This window comes from Pseudomonas sp. PSKL.D1 (genome assembly GCF_028898945.1).
GTDB lineage: Bacteria > Pseudomonadota > Gammaproteobacteria > Pseudomonadales > Pseudomonadaceae > Aquipseudomonas.
Map to the genome: position 1 here is coordinate 5,535,770 of NZ_CP118607.1, position 16,823 is coordinate 5,552,592.

Genomic DNA, 16,823 nt, shown 5'->3' on the forward strand with positions numbered 1-16,823 from the left:
TTGTACGGGGATGTAATCGTACGTAACGAGCGCTGCCGGCCCGTCTTTTAAAGGTGTTTTCCCGATGAGCACGACCTTGCTGGTTGTCGATGATGACGACGAAATCCGCGAACTTCTTTGCGATTACTTGAGCGATGCTGGCTATACCGTGCTTGCAGCCGCTGATGGCGAGGAGATGCGCGCGCAACTGGCGCAGCACAAAGTCGAACTGGTGGTATTGGACTTGATGCTGCCGGGCGAAGACGGTTTGAGCCTGTGCCGCCAGTTGCAAGCCACACCGAGCCTGGCGGTGATCATGCTGTCAGCCAAAGGCAGCACGCTGGACCGCATCATCGGGCTGGAGGTGGGTGCGGATGATTACCTGGCCAAGCCGTTTGAACCCCGTGAGCTGGTCGCCCGCATCAAGGCCGTGCTGCGTCGCCCACAGCGGCTCGATAACGCCGCCGTTGAACCTGCCGCAGAGGCGCAACGCTTCGCCGGTTTCAGCCTTGATCACGTCAAGCGCCTGCTTACCCGCCCCGACGGCCAGGCCCTCACCCTGCCCCGTTCGGATTACCGGGTGTTGCGTGAATTGCTGGACGCCAACAACCGCGTGGTCTCGCGCGACCAGTTGACGCGCAGCGCATTTGGCCGCGACCACCACCCGGATGATCGCTCGGTGGACATGTGCATCAGCCGCCTGCGCCAGCAGCTACGCCGGGCACCAAGCGGTGATGCGCAGATTCTCACCATTCGCAACGAAGGCTACCTGCTGACCATCAACCGCGCCGAGGCCGTTGGCTGAGATGCGCTGGTTTCGTCGGCTGTGGCCGCGCACGCTGTTTGGTCAGCTTTTGCTGATCATGGTCAGCGGCACCTTGGTGATCCAATTGATGTCGAGCAGCATCTGGTTCGACGTGCGCTTTGCCCAGGTGCTGGAGGCGCCGATCAGGCTGATGGCTGCGCGCAGCGCGCCTTTGATCGCGCAGGCGGATTGCCATGGTGGCCGCTTGAAGGTGCCCGCGCACTATCAGCTGCGCTGCGCCGAGTCAGTGCCGGAAGGCGATGATGACCCGCGACGCGGCCGCAGGCGGGTTGAGTTGCTGTTGCACCAAGCGCTCGAGTACGAACTGGGTCAAGCCCAGGAAGTACATTTGCTCAAGGTACAACTCACAGATGAACTTGGCCAACCGATCGTCTGGCGCAGCCTGTTCGGCCTGCGCACAGCCCAGGCGCATATCCAGTTTGCCGTGCCGCTGCCCGATGGCCACTGGTTGACCGTCGACGGGCAGGAATTGCAGGGCTGGAGCGGTGAGTCAGCCTGGGTGCTGATCAGCGACTACCTGTTGCGAGTGTATGCATTGCGTATCGCCGCAGTGCTGCTGGTGTGCCTGATCGCCGTGCGCCTGTGCCTGCGCCCGCTTCGGCGCCTGGCCGATGCTGCGCGCGGGCTGGGTGGCAACCTGGAGCAACCGCCTCTGGCGCTGGATGGCCCGGAAGAAGTGCGCCAGGCCGCCCAGGCCTTCAACGCCATGCAGCAGCGGTTGATTGCGATGGTCAACGACAAGGCCTACTTCCTGGCTGCGGTTTCCCACGACCTGCGCACCCCGCTCACCCGCATGCGCCTGCGCCTGGAGCGGCTGCCGGAGGGTGAACATCGGGAACGGCTGCGGCAGAACATCACGCAGATGGACGACATGATCGGCCAGGTGCTGGATTACCTGCGTGCTGGGGAGCAGCAAAACCTGCAGCACGTCGACATGGATCGACTGGTGGCGCGGTTGTGCAGTGATCTGGGGAGTGCGCAAGAGCCATTACCGATTGAAGGCCGGGTAGGTAGTTTGAGGGTGGATGCGTTGCTGATGCAGCGTTGCCTGCAGAATTTGCTGGTGAATGCGTTGCGCTATGGGAAGGAGGTTTCGGTCAAGCTGGAAGTTGCGGTTTCGGGTGTGTTCATTCACGTCGACGACCGTGGGCCGGGCATTGATCCGCGGTTGCTGGCTACCGTCACCGATCCGTTCGTGCGGGGTGAGGGGTCGCGTAATCAGGCGTCTGGGGGGTATGGGCTGGGGTTGAGCATTGCTCAGCGGATTGCCTGCAGCCATGGGGGGGAGTTGATGCTGGTGAATCGGCAGGGTGGGGGGTTACGGGTTTCGGTGTTGTTGCCTGGATGAGCATCCGGCTTGAAAAATGGGGGCGCTTTGCGCCCCTTTCGCGACACAAGGCCGCTCCCACAGGTTCAGTGCTTACCTCAAGGCATGCGCAATCCCTGTAGGAGCGGCTTTAGCCGCGAAGAGCTCGGCACAAGCAGCACAAGACAGTTGCTTGTGTCGCGATGGGCTGCAAAGCAGCCCATCGTGGATCAGAAGATGCTGATCGGGTACTCGACGAATACGCGGACTTCGTTGCCGTCGTCGTTGTAGCCGTTTTGCTGCACTGCGTTGTTGGTACGCAGGAACGAGCTACGCAGCTTGATCGACAGGTCTTTGGCCGGGCCTTCCTGAACGACGTAGCGGACCTGGTTGAAGATCTCGCGCTCTTTACCTTCGCCGAAACCTTGCGGGTTGGCGTTGTTGCGGGTGTTGATGTTGTCACCCACCACGTAGGCCACGGTGTAAGTCAGGCCAGGGACGCCATAGGCGCCGAAGTCCAAACCGTAGGCCAGCTGCCACGAACGCTCGTCTTCGGCGTTGAAGTCGGACCAGTAGGAGTTGGCCAGGTAAATGGTCGAACCACCGTCACCCACGCCGCCTTCGTTCTGGTACCAGCCGTAGTTGTAACCGGTGCTGCCGGTGCTGCGCTGGTGCGCCAACGTGAAGGTGTGCGGGCCGTAGGCGTACTTCGCGGCCAGGCTCCAGATGGTGTTGGAGTCGCCGTTCAGGCCGGCGGCCTGGACGTATTCCTTGTCGATGTCCGACTTGTAGCCGTTGAAGTCCAGGGTCAGGGACTGGTCGTTGGCAATCGGGAAGACGTAGTTCAAGCCCAGATAGTGCTTCTTCATCACGTCTTCGTTGTCTGCGGTGTACAGCGAAGCGGTGAAGTTGTCGGTGAACTTGTAGCTGCCGCCGAAGACGTTGATCGACTTCAGGCCGCCACCGTCACGGCGCTCGGCGCTCTTGCGCGCTTCTTGAGTGAAGCGGCCAGCGTTCAGCTCCAGGCCTTCGATCTCCTTGGAGGTGATCAGGGTGCCGGTGAAGCTTTCTGGCAGCAGGCGGCCGTCATCGTATTGCAGCACTGGCAGGGCTGGCATCTGGTCACCGTACTTCAGCACGGTGTTGGAGATGCGGAACTTAACGGCTGCGCCAGCACGGGACAGGTCGTGCGGGCCGCTGGCGTTGCCATCGGCGTTCTTGGTGTTTTCCGGTTTGAAGAAGTCGACACCAGCGCCACCGTTGTGGCCCTTGCCGCCGTCCAGGCGCACGGCGTACAGGCCGAAGGCGTCAACGCCAACACCGACGGTGCCTTGGGTGAAGCCGGAGGAGAAGTTGCCGATGAAAGCCTGGCCCCATTCGATCTGGTCATCGGTACCGTGTTTCTTGTCACGGTTGATGTAAGCGTTACGCAGGAGAACGTTTGCGTGGCTGTCTTCAATAAAGCCCTTGCTCTCGGCCTGCTCGTTGGCCTGTGCCTGGGTCGCGGCGATCATCGCCAGCGCGACCAGGCTGATCCTGGTTTTCAACATGTTGTTTTCCTTATATCTAAATCAAAAACGCTCTGCACTATGACGCCAGGAACCAACGCCCCTTCGTAGGTTCGACGCTATGCGGATCCAAACTGAAAAGCCCGCCAATGGTCGTGTGGCGGGCCTTGAACAGCAGCCTGGCCAGTGGTGGCCAGCAGGCGTTGGCCGAATCCTAGCCCTGTGCGATTACAAATGTCAAAAAGTCGTGAAATGCAGGTTGATATAACCAAAAAAACGCAGGCCTATGGTGCATTTCCATTGGTCTTTGCGCTGTCAGCGGGCATTTTCTCTTTTGTGGGAAAAGGGCAAGTTAAGCAGCCCATTTTTACAAGACCTGATGTACTCAAACGTACATTTACAAAATGACACATATGTAAAGACAGGCCTTTACAAATACCCAAGCAACAGCAAATAGCAAGCATTACCATTCGCACCTCTTTCACACCTGCCTACGTTGCGGATGCCTAAATGCCTGCCCCCTGCCGACTTTCACCCCTTACCCTTGGCCTGTCTCTGCTGTTCAGCGCAGCCTTTGCCAACGCCGCCACCACCCTGCCGGAAACATCTGTTACTGCCGAAACCGAGCGCGAAGAGGACAACCCACGCGTCAAGGAGGTGAGCACAGCAACACGCACCGCCACCCCTGTGCGCTACGTGCCCCAGGCCATCGATACGGTAAAAACTTCTAACGTTCTGGATTACGGCAGCAATACGTTGGGCAAGGCACTCGAAGGCATCCCCAACGTCAGCAGCGGCGCCGATACGCGCTTCGACAGCGTGCGTATTCGCGGCTTCGAGGCCAGCAACGACTTCTACCTGGACGGCATTCGCGACGACAGCCAGTACATTCGTGACCTGCACAACATCGAGCGGGTCGAAGTGCTCAAAGGCCCGGCGGCGGTGCTGTATGGCCGTGGCAGCCAGGGCGGCATCATCAACCGGGTCAGCAAGGCGCCTGAGCAAGGCCGCCGCTCATCCATCGAAGCCCAGGGCGGCAGCCAGGACCTGCGCAGCCTGTATGCCGACCTCAGCGCCGACCCCAGCGACACCATCAGCCTGCGCCTGAACATGGGCAACCAGGACAACAACAGCTTCCGCGACGGCATCGACGGCAGCCGCCAACTGTTCGCACCCTCGATGAGTTGGCAGCTCACGCCCGACCTGAACTGGCTGGTGCAATACGAATACAGCCGCTACAACCGCACCCCAGACCGTGGCATCCCCGGCGTAAACGGGCGCCCGGCGGATGTAAGCCGCAGCACCACCTACGGCGATACCCAGCGCGACTTCATCGATGACCGCGCCCAATCGCTGCGCTCGCGTCTGAACTATCAGTTGAACGACACCTGGCAACTGCGCCACACCCTGGGCCTGTTCAAGCTCGACAGCGAGTTCGACAACACCTACCTGACCGGCTACAACGCCAGCAACAACACCGTCACCCGCCAACGCTGGCAGCAGGACCTGAACACCCGCAACCTGTTCAACAACCTGGAAGCCGAAGGCCGCTTCGACACGCTCGGCTTAGAGCACACGCTGTTGGTAGGCCTCGAGTTCGGCAACCAGCGCCGTGACCCCACCCTTTACACCGCCGCCCCTGTGTCGGCCGGTGGCCAGGCAGTGCCGAGCCTGGACTTGAACAACCCCGACCGCAGCCTGCAGCACAACGGTCGCATGGTGGTGTCGAGCAACAACCACACCGTGGTCGACAGCCGCGGCCTGTACCTGCAGGACCAAATCCGCCTCAACGATCAGTGGCAGATTCTGGCCGGGGTGCGCTTTGACCAGTTCGAGGTGGAAACCACCAACAAGGTGCGCAACCTGACTGAAAACCAGGACAGCACCAGCACCAGTCCACGCCTGGGTGTGGTCTACACGCCATGGCGTGATCACTCCTTCTACGCCTCGTGGAGCAAGACCTTCTCACCGGTTGGCGGTGGCCTGATCGGTATAACCCCAGGCGCGCCGGGCAACAGCAACGAAACGGGCCCGGAACACACTAGGCAAAAAGAAATCGGGGTAAAAAGCGACTGGTTTGATGAGCGCCTGACCACCACCCTCGCCATCTATGAACTGGAGTTGTACAACCGCCGCACCCGTGACGCGAACAACCCCGAAATCACCGTGCTCAGCGGCCTGCAGCGCTCACGCGGCATCGAACTGACGGCCACGGGCAATATCGTTGGCAACTGGTATGTGCGCGGTGGCATTGGCTTGCAGGATGCAACCATCGTCAAGGACAACAACGGCCTGGAAGGCAACCGCATAAACGACGTGGCCAAGCGCAACGGCAGCCTGTTCGTGACCTGGAAACCGGAGCTGGGCTGGTATGCGGAGACGGGGCTGACACTGGTGGGCGAGCGCTATGCCGATAACCAGAACACCACGGTAATGCCGGGTTATGGCCGCTGGGATGCGCTGGCGGGCTTCCGTACCCATGACTGGGACGTGCGGGCAGCGTTGAACAACATTACCGACAAGACCTATTACGAATCGGCGACCAGTGCGGCGCAAATTCAGTTTGGTGAACCGCGTAGCCTGGTGGTAACAGGCACCTACGCTTTCTGATCGGATCTTATGAAATTGCACATAACGTATTGAATTAGCGGGGACATGTAGATACTCTGTTGGCGGTCAAGCTTTTCTCAGGTGTTCAGCGCTGAAAAGCTTGGCCGTATCAAATGGCTCATCTCCACGCATGCATGCCCAGATGCCTGTCAGGTACTTACGCATGACGGCAGCGATGGCCTGCATTTTCTTCTTGCCCCTGTTGACCAGCGACTCGTAAAAAGCCCTCGCATAAGGGTCGCAGCGCACCGCGGTCAAGGCAGGCATGTACATGGCTGCCCGCAGGTACGCATTCCCACTTTTGCCGAGTCTGCCGGGCTTATCAATGCTCGTCCCCGATTGTGTCTGTCGAACATCGAGTCCCGCGTGGCGAGCTACCTGCGAGGACTTGAGCATTTGAGGAAGGGTGGTCAGTTCAGCGAGTGCAGCAAGTGCCGAGACTTCTCCCATCCCGGGACCTGCAAGTAGCTGCTTGTACTGCCGAGTAAGCGTCGGACACTGGGCGATCAGCTCGCGACCTGCCTTACGGAAGCGCTCAATTCGATTATCCAGTGAAACAATCGCTTCCTCTTGATCCTCGATCAGCATCGACACGGTCGTAGCCGTTGCCTGTAATGCATGCAGCTCGTTTTTTGCCCTGGTGCGGTGTCCCACCAATCGATTGATATGTCGACCCAGAGCTCGCAGCTCAAGCTGCACAGGGTTTGGGGGTGTCCACAAGCGTGGTGTCATACGCTCGCCGTACTCGGACAGCAGTTGAGCATCTATTGCATCGGTCTTGCTGTTCACCAGCATCAGTTTGGCGAAATTGTGGAAGCTCTTGGGGTTGATCACTGAAACAGGGAGATCGGCCGCATGTAGCTCAAGGGCCAAGTCCAAGTAATAGATCCCGGTCGCCTCCATCACGATCGACTTGGGCTTGAGTGCCAGCAGCTTTTTTACTGCAGCCTTACGGCCTGCCGGTGTTTGAGCGATATCCCACTGACCGGCAGGACGCCCATCTTTGCGCACCCCGGCGATCGAAGTACGTGAGCCGATATCGAGACCAACCCAGACACTCATTCTTCCCCCTCCCAAGCGAGTTAGGTAACAATGGCCTCCGGTTCCCCGACCTCGAACTTCATGCCGCTGCAACCTTGTAATGCGAAGTCCGACTTGTCGGCTTCTCGATACTCTTCGTAGTGGGCAATGAGGCGGGGGGCCTCTCTACATACAAGGTCAGGGCCATCCCTGCCTTCAGGAGCGGTCGGCCTCCCCGGAAGTGCTTCTTCAGCCTGACGAGCATAACCACTCTCGCCAGGCCAGACACAACATACAAGGAGCGGCTTTAGCCGCGAACACCGGCAAAGCCGGTGCCAGGCACCGCGTCGCTTGCTTCGCGGCTAAAGCCGCTCCTACAGAGTACGCATCGCGCTTGGCTGCTGCGGAAGGCCAAAGGCCGGAAACGAAAACGCCACCGCATTCACGGTGGCGTTTTTCATGGGCCGGGCTCCTGCCCCGTTTCAGTGCCACACACCCATCAACGCTTCCAGTTCCGCATCACTGATCAAGCCTTGAGGGTAACGACCGTCAAGCAGACGTCGTGGGTCGGTCTTCCTGACCCGATTGCTTCCATGGTTTTTCAGCCAACGCGCCAAAACTTTGAGCGATTGCTGATTCACTGCCGATGGGCGCAAAGCCGTCTCACTTGCTGCGTTCATGTCTACACGTACTCCCTGGGCCCGTGAGCGGCTAATCTACGTCGCGATTGTTACAGTTCAGTGAGTTTGGCCTGAATGGTTAACTCACTGAAAAACAATACAAAACGTATGCCATCCGGCTTGCCGAACGTCGCGCAAATAAAAAGGCCCGTCATTTGACGGGCCTTTTCGTACTGTGTTGACTCAGCGCTTGTACGGTGCCGGCTGCTGCTGGGTCAGGCAGTGAATGTTGCCACCACCCAGCAACAGTTCACGGCCAGGGATCATCACCACTTCATGATCCGGGAAGATTTTGGCCAGAATCGCTCTGGCCTGCGCATCTGCCGGGTCGTTGAAGCTCGGCGCGATGATGCCACCGTTCACGATCAGGAAGTTCACGTACGAACCGGCCAGGCGAACCGATGGATCGCGCTCCTGGCTACCCGCCACGTGGTCAACGCCAGCGCACTCTTCTTCAGTGGCAAACAGCGGGCCCGGGATCGGCATTTTGTGCACCACAAACTCGCGGCCTTTGGCGTCGCGGGTGTTTTTCAGCACCTCGTAGGCGGCGTGGCAGCGCGCATAGTTGGGGTCGTTGGAATCATCGGTCCAGGCCAGTAACACTTCACCCGGGCTTACGTAACAGCAGAAGTTGTCGACGTGGCCGTCGGTTTCGTCGTTGTACAGGCCATCCGGCAGCCAGACGATGGTTTCCACGGCCAAGTGCTCGCGCAGAATGTCTTCGATCTGCTCGCGGTTCAGGTGTGGGTTGCGGTTGCGGTTGAGCAGGCACTCTTCGGTGGTGATCAGGGTGCCTTCACCGTCCACGTGGATCGAGCCACCCTCAAGCACGAAACCTTCCGTGTGGTAGCGCTGGCAACGCTCCATTTCCAGTACCTTGGCCGCCAGTTCTTCGTCACGGTTCCAAGGCGCATACAAGCCGCCGTCGAAGCCGCCCCAGGCGTTGAAACCCCAATCCACGCCGCGCACTTCGCCTTTGTCATTGATTACGAACGTCGGGCCGGTGTCGCGCACCCAGGCGTCGTCGTTGCTGATTTCGACCACGCGGATGTTAGGCAGGTCGAGCTGGCGACGGGCGTTTTCGTATTGGCCAGCGGAAACGGCAACGGTCACAGGCTCGAAGCGGGCGATGGCCTTGGCCAAGGTTACGTGGGCGGCCTGAGCAGGCTTGCCACCCAGGCGCCAGTTATCGGAGCGCTCTGGCCAGACCATCCAGACCTGGCTCTGTGGCGCCCACTCGGCAGGCATGTGGAAGCCATCGGCACGCGGGGTGGAGTTGAGGGTTTTCATCAGTATCCTCTGGATAGTCGATAAGGCGATGGCTAATTTATACCCGATATATATCGGCAATAGAAGCGAGCAGATCAATCATTAAGGAATAAAAAAGCCGATCAAGCCGATAACAATCGACCTGATCGGCTTAATCTTGTATCACAAGCCTTCGGAAAGAATTCGGTCAATGCTGTCCACAAAGTAGTCCACGCTGGCGCGCGTGGTACACATCGGCGGCTTGATCTTGAGGATATTCAGGTAGTCACCGGTTGGCTGCATGAAGATGCCCAGATCGCGCAGGCGGTTGCACAACGTGGTGGTTTCCTCGGTGGCTGGCTCCAGCGTGCTGCGGTCACGCACCAACTCCAGGCCCAGATAAAAACCTGACCCGTGGGCTGCACCGGCAAGCGGATGTTTATCGACCAGCGCTTCTAGCCGCGCCTTGAAATAACGCCCGGTATCACGGGCGTTTTCCCACAGGCCCTCTTCTTTCATCACGTCCAGCACTGCCATGCCGATACGGCAACTGACCGGGCTGCCGCCGGCCGAGGAGAAGAAGTAGCCCTCTGCCTCCAGCGCCTCGGCGATTTCCCGGCGGGTGATCACAGCGCCAAGCGGCTGGCCGTTGCCCATACCTTTGGCCATGGTGATGATGTCGGGTACAACGCCCTGTTCTTCAAAGCCCCAGAAGTACTCACCCAGGCGGCCGTAACCCACCTGCACTTCGTCGGCGATGCACACCCCACCGCGTGCCCGGACCTTGGCGTACGCTTCTTTCAGGTAACCCGGCGGCAACGAGATCCCGCCCGCGTTGCCATACACTGGCTCGCAAATCATGCCGGCCAGCTGGCGACCACGGCCATCCAGGTCGGCAAGCTTGGCATCGACGTCGCGCAGGTAATCGGCCGCGCTGCCGGCGCCCCGGAAGCGGCCGCGGAAGGTATTCGGCGCCTCCACTGGATGCACCCAGTCAGGTCGGGTTTCGAGGGCTTGCGGGTTGTCGGCGATCGAAGTGGAAATTGCGTCGGTGGCCACCGACCAGCCATGGTAGGCCTCCAGCACACTGAGCAGGTCACGCCCACCGCTGAAGGCCCAGGCCAGGCGGATGGCCAGGTCATTGGCTTCAGTACCGCTGTTCACCAAAAACACCCGGTCAAAGCCTGCTGGCGCAACCTCAAGCAAACGCTCGGAGAATTCAGCGATGGCGGCGTAATGGAACCTTGAGTTGGTATTCACCAGCGACCACTGCCGCGCCGATTCGGCCACCATACGCGGGTGCCCATGGCCAAGCACCGCAACGTTGTTGAGCATGTCCAGGTACGAGCGGCCCTGCATGTCTATCAGGTAATTGCGCCAGCCGCGCTCGATGTGTGGGGGCTGTGCGTAGTAGTGCTTCTGGGACCGGGCAAAGCTGGCATCGCGGCGTGCCAGCAGGGCCTGCGGGTCAGTCAATGGCTCGGCATTGCAATCGAACCCCAGCAATGGCGCAGGTGACGGGCATAGCGCCAGCCAGGCGTCTGCACGGGACGGCGTGGCGAAAAACGGCGGCTGGATGTCGACGGCCAGGCACAGTTGAACAGTCAAGAACCCACAGCAACTGCCCAGAGCCTGGCCTTTGGCCAAGGTTTGGCCTTCAGCCGGGGTATCTTCCAGCCCACTCAGCCAAAGCGCCCATGTTGCCGTAAGCAAGCAGCCGCGGCCGTCACCGTGGCGCTGCCAGGTGCCAGCTTCCGGCGCTTGTACCACGCTGCCATTGGGTACATGCAACTCCACCCCGAGCGCGCAGGTTGCCGGCTCTTCGGGCCGGTCGATGTGGGTTTGCGACAGGCGATATTGCCCATGCAAGCTGCAGGCGGGTGCAGGCTGCGCACTGAGCAGGCGTTGGTCAAAGCCGGGTTGCTCCCAGTTACCTGCTTCGCAGTGCACGCTCAGCACACCAAGATCGACGCGCTCCACTGCCTGCCCGGCCAGCTCTGGCAGCAATGTCGCGCAACCTGCCAAGTCAGGAGCAGCCGGCCGCATGCCGGCAGCCTGCAGGATGGCAGCCTCCATCAAGGCAAAGGGCACTGCGGTTGCGGTATCGAAAATTTCCCATTCATGGGCAATGTTGTCACGGGTGTACTGGTTGCCGGGGTCCACAGCCAGTTGCTGCTCGCTGCTCAACACCAGCACGGCGGCGCGATTGATTACCAACGGCCACAGCGCACGCAGCTCGGCCTCGGTCAGCGGGTTGATGGCCTGGTAGGCGCTGACGGCAGGCAGAATACGCAGCGGGTCGCCTTCGGCATGGTGCAGCAGTGCCGCGCACGTTACCGACAAGTCGGCGATGCGCCAGGTGCGCAGCAGGTCACCAAAATCGATGATCCCTTGCAGCTGCCACTGGCGTTCGCTGTCGCGGGCCCACACAGCATTGTCATCGGTGATGTCCAAGTGCACGGCCTGGCTCGGCAGTTGCCCGACCAGCGGTGCCAGATGGCTGGCGGCCAACTGCGTGGCGGTTTCCACTCGGGTGCGTTGCCCCGCGTCCTGAAGCACGGGTAACAAGTGCTCAACCAACGCGTGGGCGTGCTGTGGGTCCCACTGCAGGGTGCGCGCCAGGCCCGGGTGCTCGAAGCCGGCCAGCGCCTTGTCAAGCCGGGCGCACAGTGCACCCAGTTCCGCTACCAGCCGTGGTTCGAGGTGTTTCAGACGCGTAAGGGGCTGGCCTTCAATGTAATCCAGCAGCCGCGCGCGCAGCGGTTGCCCCTCGATGTCCAGCGCCAGCAGTGCCTGCCCGTCACGGGCGGTGCGCACAGCAGGCACAGGCAAGCCTTGCTCGTGCAGGTAAGCCAGCGCGGCGTGCTGAGCCTCCAGTTCAACCTGGGCATAGCTACCGTGGCATACCTTGAGCACAAACCGCCCCTGCCCGGTGTCCAGCCGGAAGTTGAGGTCCTGCTGGCTACCCAAAGGTTCCAGGGTGCCAGCCAGATCGTAGTGGGCCTGGAGCAAGGCGTGAGCCTGGGCTTCACTAAGCGAAGGGCTGGGCAAGCTGGAGCGCTGGATCAGGGTGCTGAGGGGCATGAAGGTGAAACCTCTTTTACTTTTCGCTTATCTCGCCACTGCCAAGGCAGTTACACAAGTGGCAATGATGAAAAGACATTCGTGCACTAACGCTAAGTCGTGGTGGCTGTCTAGGCTACAAGTAGCCAAGGGCGGCAGAATTCAACATGACCGGTAAGGTCGAAATCTGAAAACACTGGTCAAGAAAACACCATGAAGATTATCCAGACTGAAATACCCGACCTGCTGATCATTGAACCGAAAGTCTTCGGCGACAGCCGCGGTTTTTTCTTCGAAAGTTTCAATGCCAGGGAATTCAAGCGCCTTACCGGCTTTGACGGCGACTTTGTGCAGGACAACCATTCACGCTCGCAGCGCGGTGTGTTGCGCGGCCTGCATTACCAGATCAACAACCCGCAGGGCAAACTCGTGCGGGTCACCCAAGGCGAAGTGCTCGACGTGGCCGTGGATATCCGCCGCAGTTCCAAAACCTTCGGCCAATGGGTGGCCACCCGCCTGAACGCCGAAGACCACCGCCAGTTCTGGGTTCCGCCGGGGTTTGCCCATGGTTTCGTGGTGCTCAGCGAGTCCGCCGATTTCCTGTACAAGACCACCGACTACTACAACCCGACAGCCGAGCGCTGCATCCGCTGGGATGATCCGCAATTGGCCATCGACTGGGAGCTGGAGGTGGCGCCTTTGCTCTCAGCCAAGGACCAGGCGGGTACCCTGCTGAAAGACGCCGACCTGTTTCCCTGAGGCGGCCATCACCGGCAAGCGCTGATCAAGCGCCTCAAGTAGCGCATAATTGCGCCAGACCCAACTGGCGCATTCACGCATGATTGCAAAACCTACGCCCCCTCGCCGCCCCCGCTGGCGCAGCCTGGCCCTGCTGGCCCTGTGCCTTATCCCGCTGTTGTGGCCGCTGCACCACCTCGCCGAACGCTACTATCAGGACGAACTGGCCTCGCAAAACCGCCAGACACTCGACCTGTACGTCGCCAACCTGCTCGGCACCCTGCACCGCTACGAAACCCTGCCACAAATCCTCGGCGACCTGCCGGCGTTGCGCGGTGTGCTGGCCGACCCGTTCAAGCTCGAGGCCGTGACCAACGCCAACCGGCTACTGAAGGACATCGTCCACCAGACCGGGGCGGAGGTTATGTACCTGATGGACGTCAGCGGCAACACCTTGGCCGCCTCCAATTGGGACAAGCACGACAGCTTCGTGGGCCGCAATTTCGCCTTCCGCCCTTACTTCATCGAAGCGATGGACGGCCACCTCGGGCGCTTCTTCGGCCAAGGGACCACGTCGGCCAAGCGCGGCTACTTCTTCGCCGCAGCTGTGCGAGACCGCGAGCGCATCGTTGGTGTGCTCGTTGTAAAAGTCGACCTCGATCACACCGAAACGCTGTGGGGCCGCACGCCCGAACAGCTTTTGCTGACTGACCAGAACGGCGTGGTGGTGCTGACCTCCCGGCCCGACTGGCGCTTTCGCGCAACCCGCGAACTGACCGAGGCCGAACGCCAGGCGATCATCGCCATCCAGCCCTACCCCACCCAGGCGCCACAGCCCTTGGTGCTGAACCAGGACGCCTGGCTGATCCAGACCCGCGATATCAAGGAAACCGGCTGGCAAGTCAGCATTCTTGCCCCCCGCCTGTTGGTTGACCGCTCGGTGCAAACGGTCGTGGCCATTGGTGGTGGCACATTGCTTGTGGTCATGCTGCTGGCTGGCCTGGTGATGCAGCGGCGTCGGCATTACATCGACCGCATCGACCTCGAGGCACGCGGCCGCCAAGAGTTGGAAAAGCGCGTGGTTGAACGGACCTCTGACCTTGAAGGGCTCAATACCCGGCTCAAGAGTGCCGTGCTGGAGCGAGAAAACGCCCAGCAGGAACTGGTGCGCGCTCAGGACGAGCTGGTACAGGCTGGCAAGCTGTCTGTGCTTGGCACCATGTCGGCAAGCATCAGCCATGAACTCAATCAACCGCTGGCAGCCATCCGTAGCTACGCGGAAAACGCCGAAATCCTGCTCGATCACCAACGCACAGAAGACGCACGCGGCAACCTCAAGCTGATTGGCGAACTGACCGGGCGCATGGCCTCGATCATCGCCCACCTGCGCGCCTTCGCCCGCCGCGACCGCCACGCCCCGGAGAGCGTCGCCCTGCAACCGGCGCTGGATGACGCGCTGGCCCTGCTGGCCAAGCGCCGCCGTGCCATGGCGGTGGAGCTGATCCGTGACCTGCCGGACGCCACCCTGTGGGTGCAGGCGGGCGAAACACGCCTGCGCCAGGTGCTGGGTAACTTGCTGGCCAACGCACTCGACGCACTCACCGAAAAAGCCAACCCGCGCAGGCTTTGGCTGAGTGCCGAAAAACGCGATGACTGCGTCTACCTGTACATCCGCGACAACGGCCCGGGCTTCAGCCGCCAAGCGCTGGAACACGCCAAAGAGCCTTTCTTCACCACCAAGACCCGCACTCAGGGCTTGGGATTGGGCCTGGCCATCTGCGAAAGCCTGATGCGCGCGCTCGGCGGCGAACTACTGCTGGCCAACCACCCGGAAGGCGGCGCACTGCTCACCCTGCAACTGCGCGTGGCCGCACCCGGCGCCAACTTGCAACCTTCGGAGGACCCCTCGGCATGACGACCGAGATGCACATCGACAGCCAAGCCCAGGTGTTGCTGGTCGACGACGACCCACACCTGCGCCAGGCCCTGAGCCAAACACTGGACCTGGCCGGCCTCAAGGTGGTCGCCATGGCCGATGCCCAAGGCTTGGCCGACCGTATCGAGCCCGACTGGCCGGGGGTGGTGGTCAGTGATATCCGCATGCCCGGTATCGACGGCCTGCAATTGCTCGAACAACTGCACGCCCGTGACAACGAATTGCCGGTGCTACTGATCACTGGCCACGGTGATGTGCCACTGGCCGTGCAAGCCATGCGGGCGGGCGCCTATGATTTCCTCGAAAAACCCTTTGCCAGCGACGCATTGCTCGACAGCGTGCGCCGCGCCTTGGCCCTGCGCAGGCTGGTGCTGGACAACCGCAGCCTGCGCCTGGCGCTGAGCGACCGGCAGCAATTGGCCACGCGCCTGGTAGGCCATTCACCCTCGATGCAGCGCTTGCGCGAGCAAATTGGTGCCTTGGCCGGCACACGCGCCGACGTGCTGATCCTTGGCGAAACCGGTGCCGGCAAGGAAGTCGTTGCCCGCGCCCTGCACGATTTGTCGAGCCGGCGAGATGGCCCATTCGTGGCCATCAACGCCGGCGCGCTGGCCGAATCGGTGGTTGAAAGCGAACTGTTCGGCCATGAGCCAGGGGCGTTCACCGGGGCGCAAAAGCGTCGTATCGGCAAATTCGAGTTCGCCAATGGCGGCACCCTGTTCCTCGACGAAATCGAGAGCATGAGCCTGGACGTGCAGGTGAAATTGCTGCGCCTGTTGCAGGAGCGTGTGGTGGAACGGCTGGGGGGCAACCAGCTGATCCCCTTGGACATCCGCATCATCGCCGCCACCAAGGAAGACTTGCGCCAGTCCGCCGACCAAGGCCGCTTCCGGGCCGACCTGTATTACCGGCTGAACGTAGCGCCGTTGCGCATCCCGCCATTGCGCGAGCGTGGTGATGACATTCTGGTCCTGTTCCAGCACTTCGCCGACGCTGCAAGCCAGCGCCACGGCTTGCCGCCCCACAGCCTGCAGCCCGCCCAGCGGGCGATGCTGCTGCGTCACGACTGGCCGGGTAACGTGCGTGAGCTGCAAAACGCCGCCGAAAGATTTGCGCTGGGGCTTGAGCTGGCCCTTGATGGCCAGGTGCCTAGCGCACCCGCCCCCTCAGCGCCCATTTTGTTGGGCAATCTCAGTGAGCAGGTCGAACAGTTCGAACGCTCACTGATCGCAGCAGAACTCGGTCAGCCCCACAGTTCGATGCGCAGCCTGGCCGAAGCGCTTGGCATTCCTCGCAAAACCCTGCATGACAAATTGCGAAAGCATGGCCTGAACTTCGAAGGTGGCAGTAATGGGGCTGAAGAGCACGAGGACAACCGCCCATGAGCAGTGATAGCCAATACCTGCAGTCAGTGCTGCACACCGACATTCCTCTGACCCGCGAAATGGGCCTTGAAGTCATCGACTGGCAAGGCCATAACCTGCGCCTGCAATTGCCACTGGCCGCAAACGTCAACCACAAGAGCACCATGTTTGGCGGCAGCCTTTACTGCGCCGCGGTGCTTGCGGGGTGGGGCTGGCTGCACCTTCGGTTACGTGAGCTGGGCATCGATGACGGGCACATCGTCATTCAGGAAGGCCAGATCAGTTACCCGTTACCGGTCACGGGTACGGCGGTGGCGCAATGTGCTGCGCCGGACGAAAAAACTTGGGAGCGCTTCCTTGCGATGTACCAGCGTCGCGGCCGGGCACGGCTGACGCTGGAAACCACGGTGAGCAATGAAGGTAGCGAGGAGCCTGCCGTTCGGTTCAGTGGCCAGTACGTCTTGCATCGCTAACGGCTAGTCTGCGCACACCCTGTAGGAGCGGCTTGAGCCGCGAACACCGGCGCAGCCGGTGCCATCCACTGC

Annotated in this window: 12 protein-coding genes; 7 read left to right on the top strand and 5 right to left on the bottom strand. The window is 61.0% G+C overall.

Annotation, left to right across the window (positions count from 1 at the left end):
- Nucleotides 1-64: 64 nt before the first annotated feature.
- Nucleotides 65-784 (top strand): response regulator, encoded by a 720-nt coding sequence (locus PVV54_RS24875; protein ID WP_274907729.1) that lies wholly within the window; start codon nt 65-67, stop codon nt 782-784.
- 1 nt (nt 785) lies between these two features.
- Nucleotides 786-2,153, top strand: a complete 1,368-nt coding sequence (locus tag PVV54_RS24880) for an ATP-binding protein (RefSeq protein ID WP_274907730.1) — start codon at nt 786-788, stop codon at nt 2,151-2,153.
- A 188-nt stretch (nt 2,154-2,341) separates the two neighbouring features.
- Here PVV54_RS24880 and PVV54_RS24885 read toward each other — a convergent pair whose 3' ends face one another.
- Nucleotides 2,342-3,661 (bottom strand): OprD family porin, encoded by a 1,320-nt coding sequence (locus tag PVV54_RS24885; protein WP_274907731.1) that lies wholly within the window; start codon nt 3,659-3,661, stop codon nt 2,342-2,344.
- Nucleotides 3,662-4,129: 468 nt separating this feature from the next.
- On the opposite strand from PVV54_RS24885, the gene PVV54_RS24890 reads away from it, so the two are divergent.
- Nucleotides 4,130-6,229, top strand: coding sequence for a TonB-dependent receptor (locus PVV54_RS24890; protein ID WP_274907732.1), 2,100 nt, complete (start codon nt 4,130-4,132; stop codon nt 6,227-6,229).
- Nucleotides 6,230-6,295: 66 nt separating this feature from the next.
- Here PVV54_RS24890 and PVV54_RS24895 read toward each other — a convergent pair whose 3' ends face one another.
- The 4 genes from PVV54_RS24895 to PVV54_RS24910 form a co-directional block, all read right to left on the bottom strand.
- Nucleotides 6,296-7,291 (bottom strand): IS110 family transposase, encoded by a 996-nt coding sequence (locus PVV54_RS24895; RefSeq protein WP_274907733.1) that lies wholly within the window; start codon nt 7,289-7,291, stop codon nt 6,296-6,298.
- A 440-nt stretch (nt 7,292-7,731) separates the two neighbouring features.
- Nucleotides 7,732-7,929 (bottom strand): hypothetical protein, encoded by a 198-nt coding sequence (locus PVV54_RS24900; RefSeq protein ID WP_274907734.1) that lies wholly within the window; start codon nt 7,927-7,929, stop codon nt 7,732-7,734.
- Nucleotides 7,930-8,112: 183 nt separating this feature from the next.
- Entirely contained in the window at nt 8,113-9,219 is a 1,107-nt protein-coding gene (gene aguA, locus PVV54_RS24905; RefSeq protein ID WP_274907735.1) for an agmatine deiminase, read from the bottom strand.
- Between the two features lie 141 nt (nt 9,220-9,360).
- A complete protein-coding gene (locus PVV54_RS24910) occupies nt 9,361-12,261 on the bottom strand; it encodes an aminotransferase (RefSeq protein ID WP_274907736.1) in 2,901 nt (966 codons plus the stop codon).
- 192 nt (nt 12,262-12,453) lie between these two features.
- Here PVV54_RS24910 and rfbC point away from each other — a divergent pair, with 192 nt between their 5' ends.
- The 4 genes from rfbC (at nt 12,454) to PVV54_RS24930 (ending at nt 16,751) form a co-directional block, all read left to right on the top strand.
- Entirely contained in the window at nt 12,454-12,999 is a 546-nt protein-coding gene (rfbC, locus tag PVV54_RS24915; RefSeq protein WP_274907737.1) for a dTDP-4-dehydrorhamnose 3,5-epimerase, read from the top strand.
- Nucleotides 13,000-13,078: 79 nt separating this feature from the next.
- On the top strand, nt 13,079-14,893 hold the full coding sequence (locus PVV54_RS24920; protein WP_274907738.1) for a sensor histidine kinase: 1,815 nt from the start codon (nt 13,079-13,081) through the stop codon (nt 14,891-14,893).
- A complete protein-coding gene (locus PVV54_RS24925; RefSeq protein WP_274907739.1) occupies nt 14,890-16,299 on the top strand; it encodes a sigma-54-dependent transcriptional regulator in 1,410 nt (469 codons plus the stop codon). Before PVV54_RS24920 ends, PVV54_RS24925 begins: the two co-directional genes overlap by 4 nt.
- Entirely contained in the window at nt 16,296-16,751 is a 456-nt protein-coding gene (locus PVV54_RS24930) for a thioesterase domain-containing protein (protein ID WP_274907740.1), read from the top strand. Before PVV54_RS24925 ends, PVV54_RS24930 begins: the two co-directional genes overlap by 4 nt.
- Nucleotides 16,752-16,823: the final 72 nt, after the last annotated feature.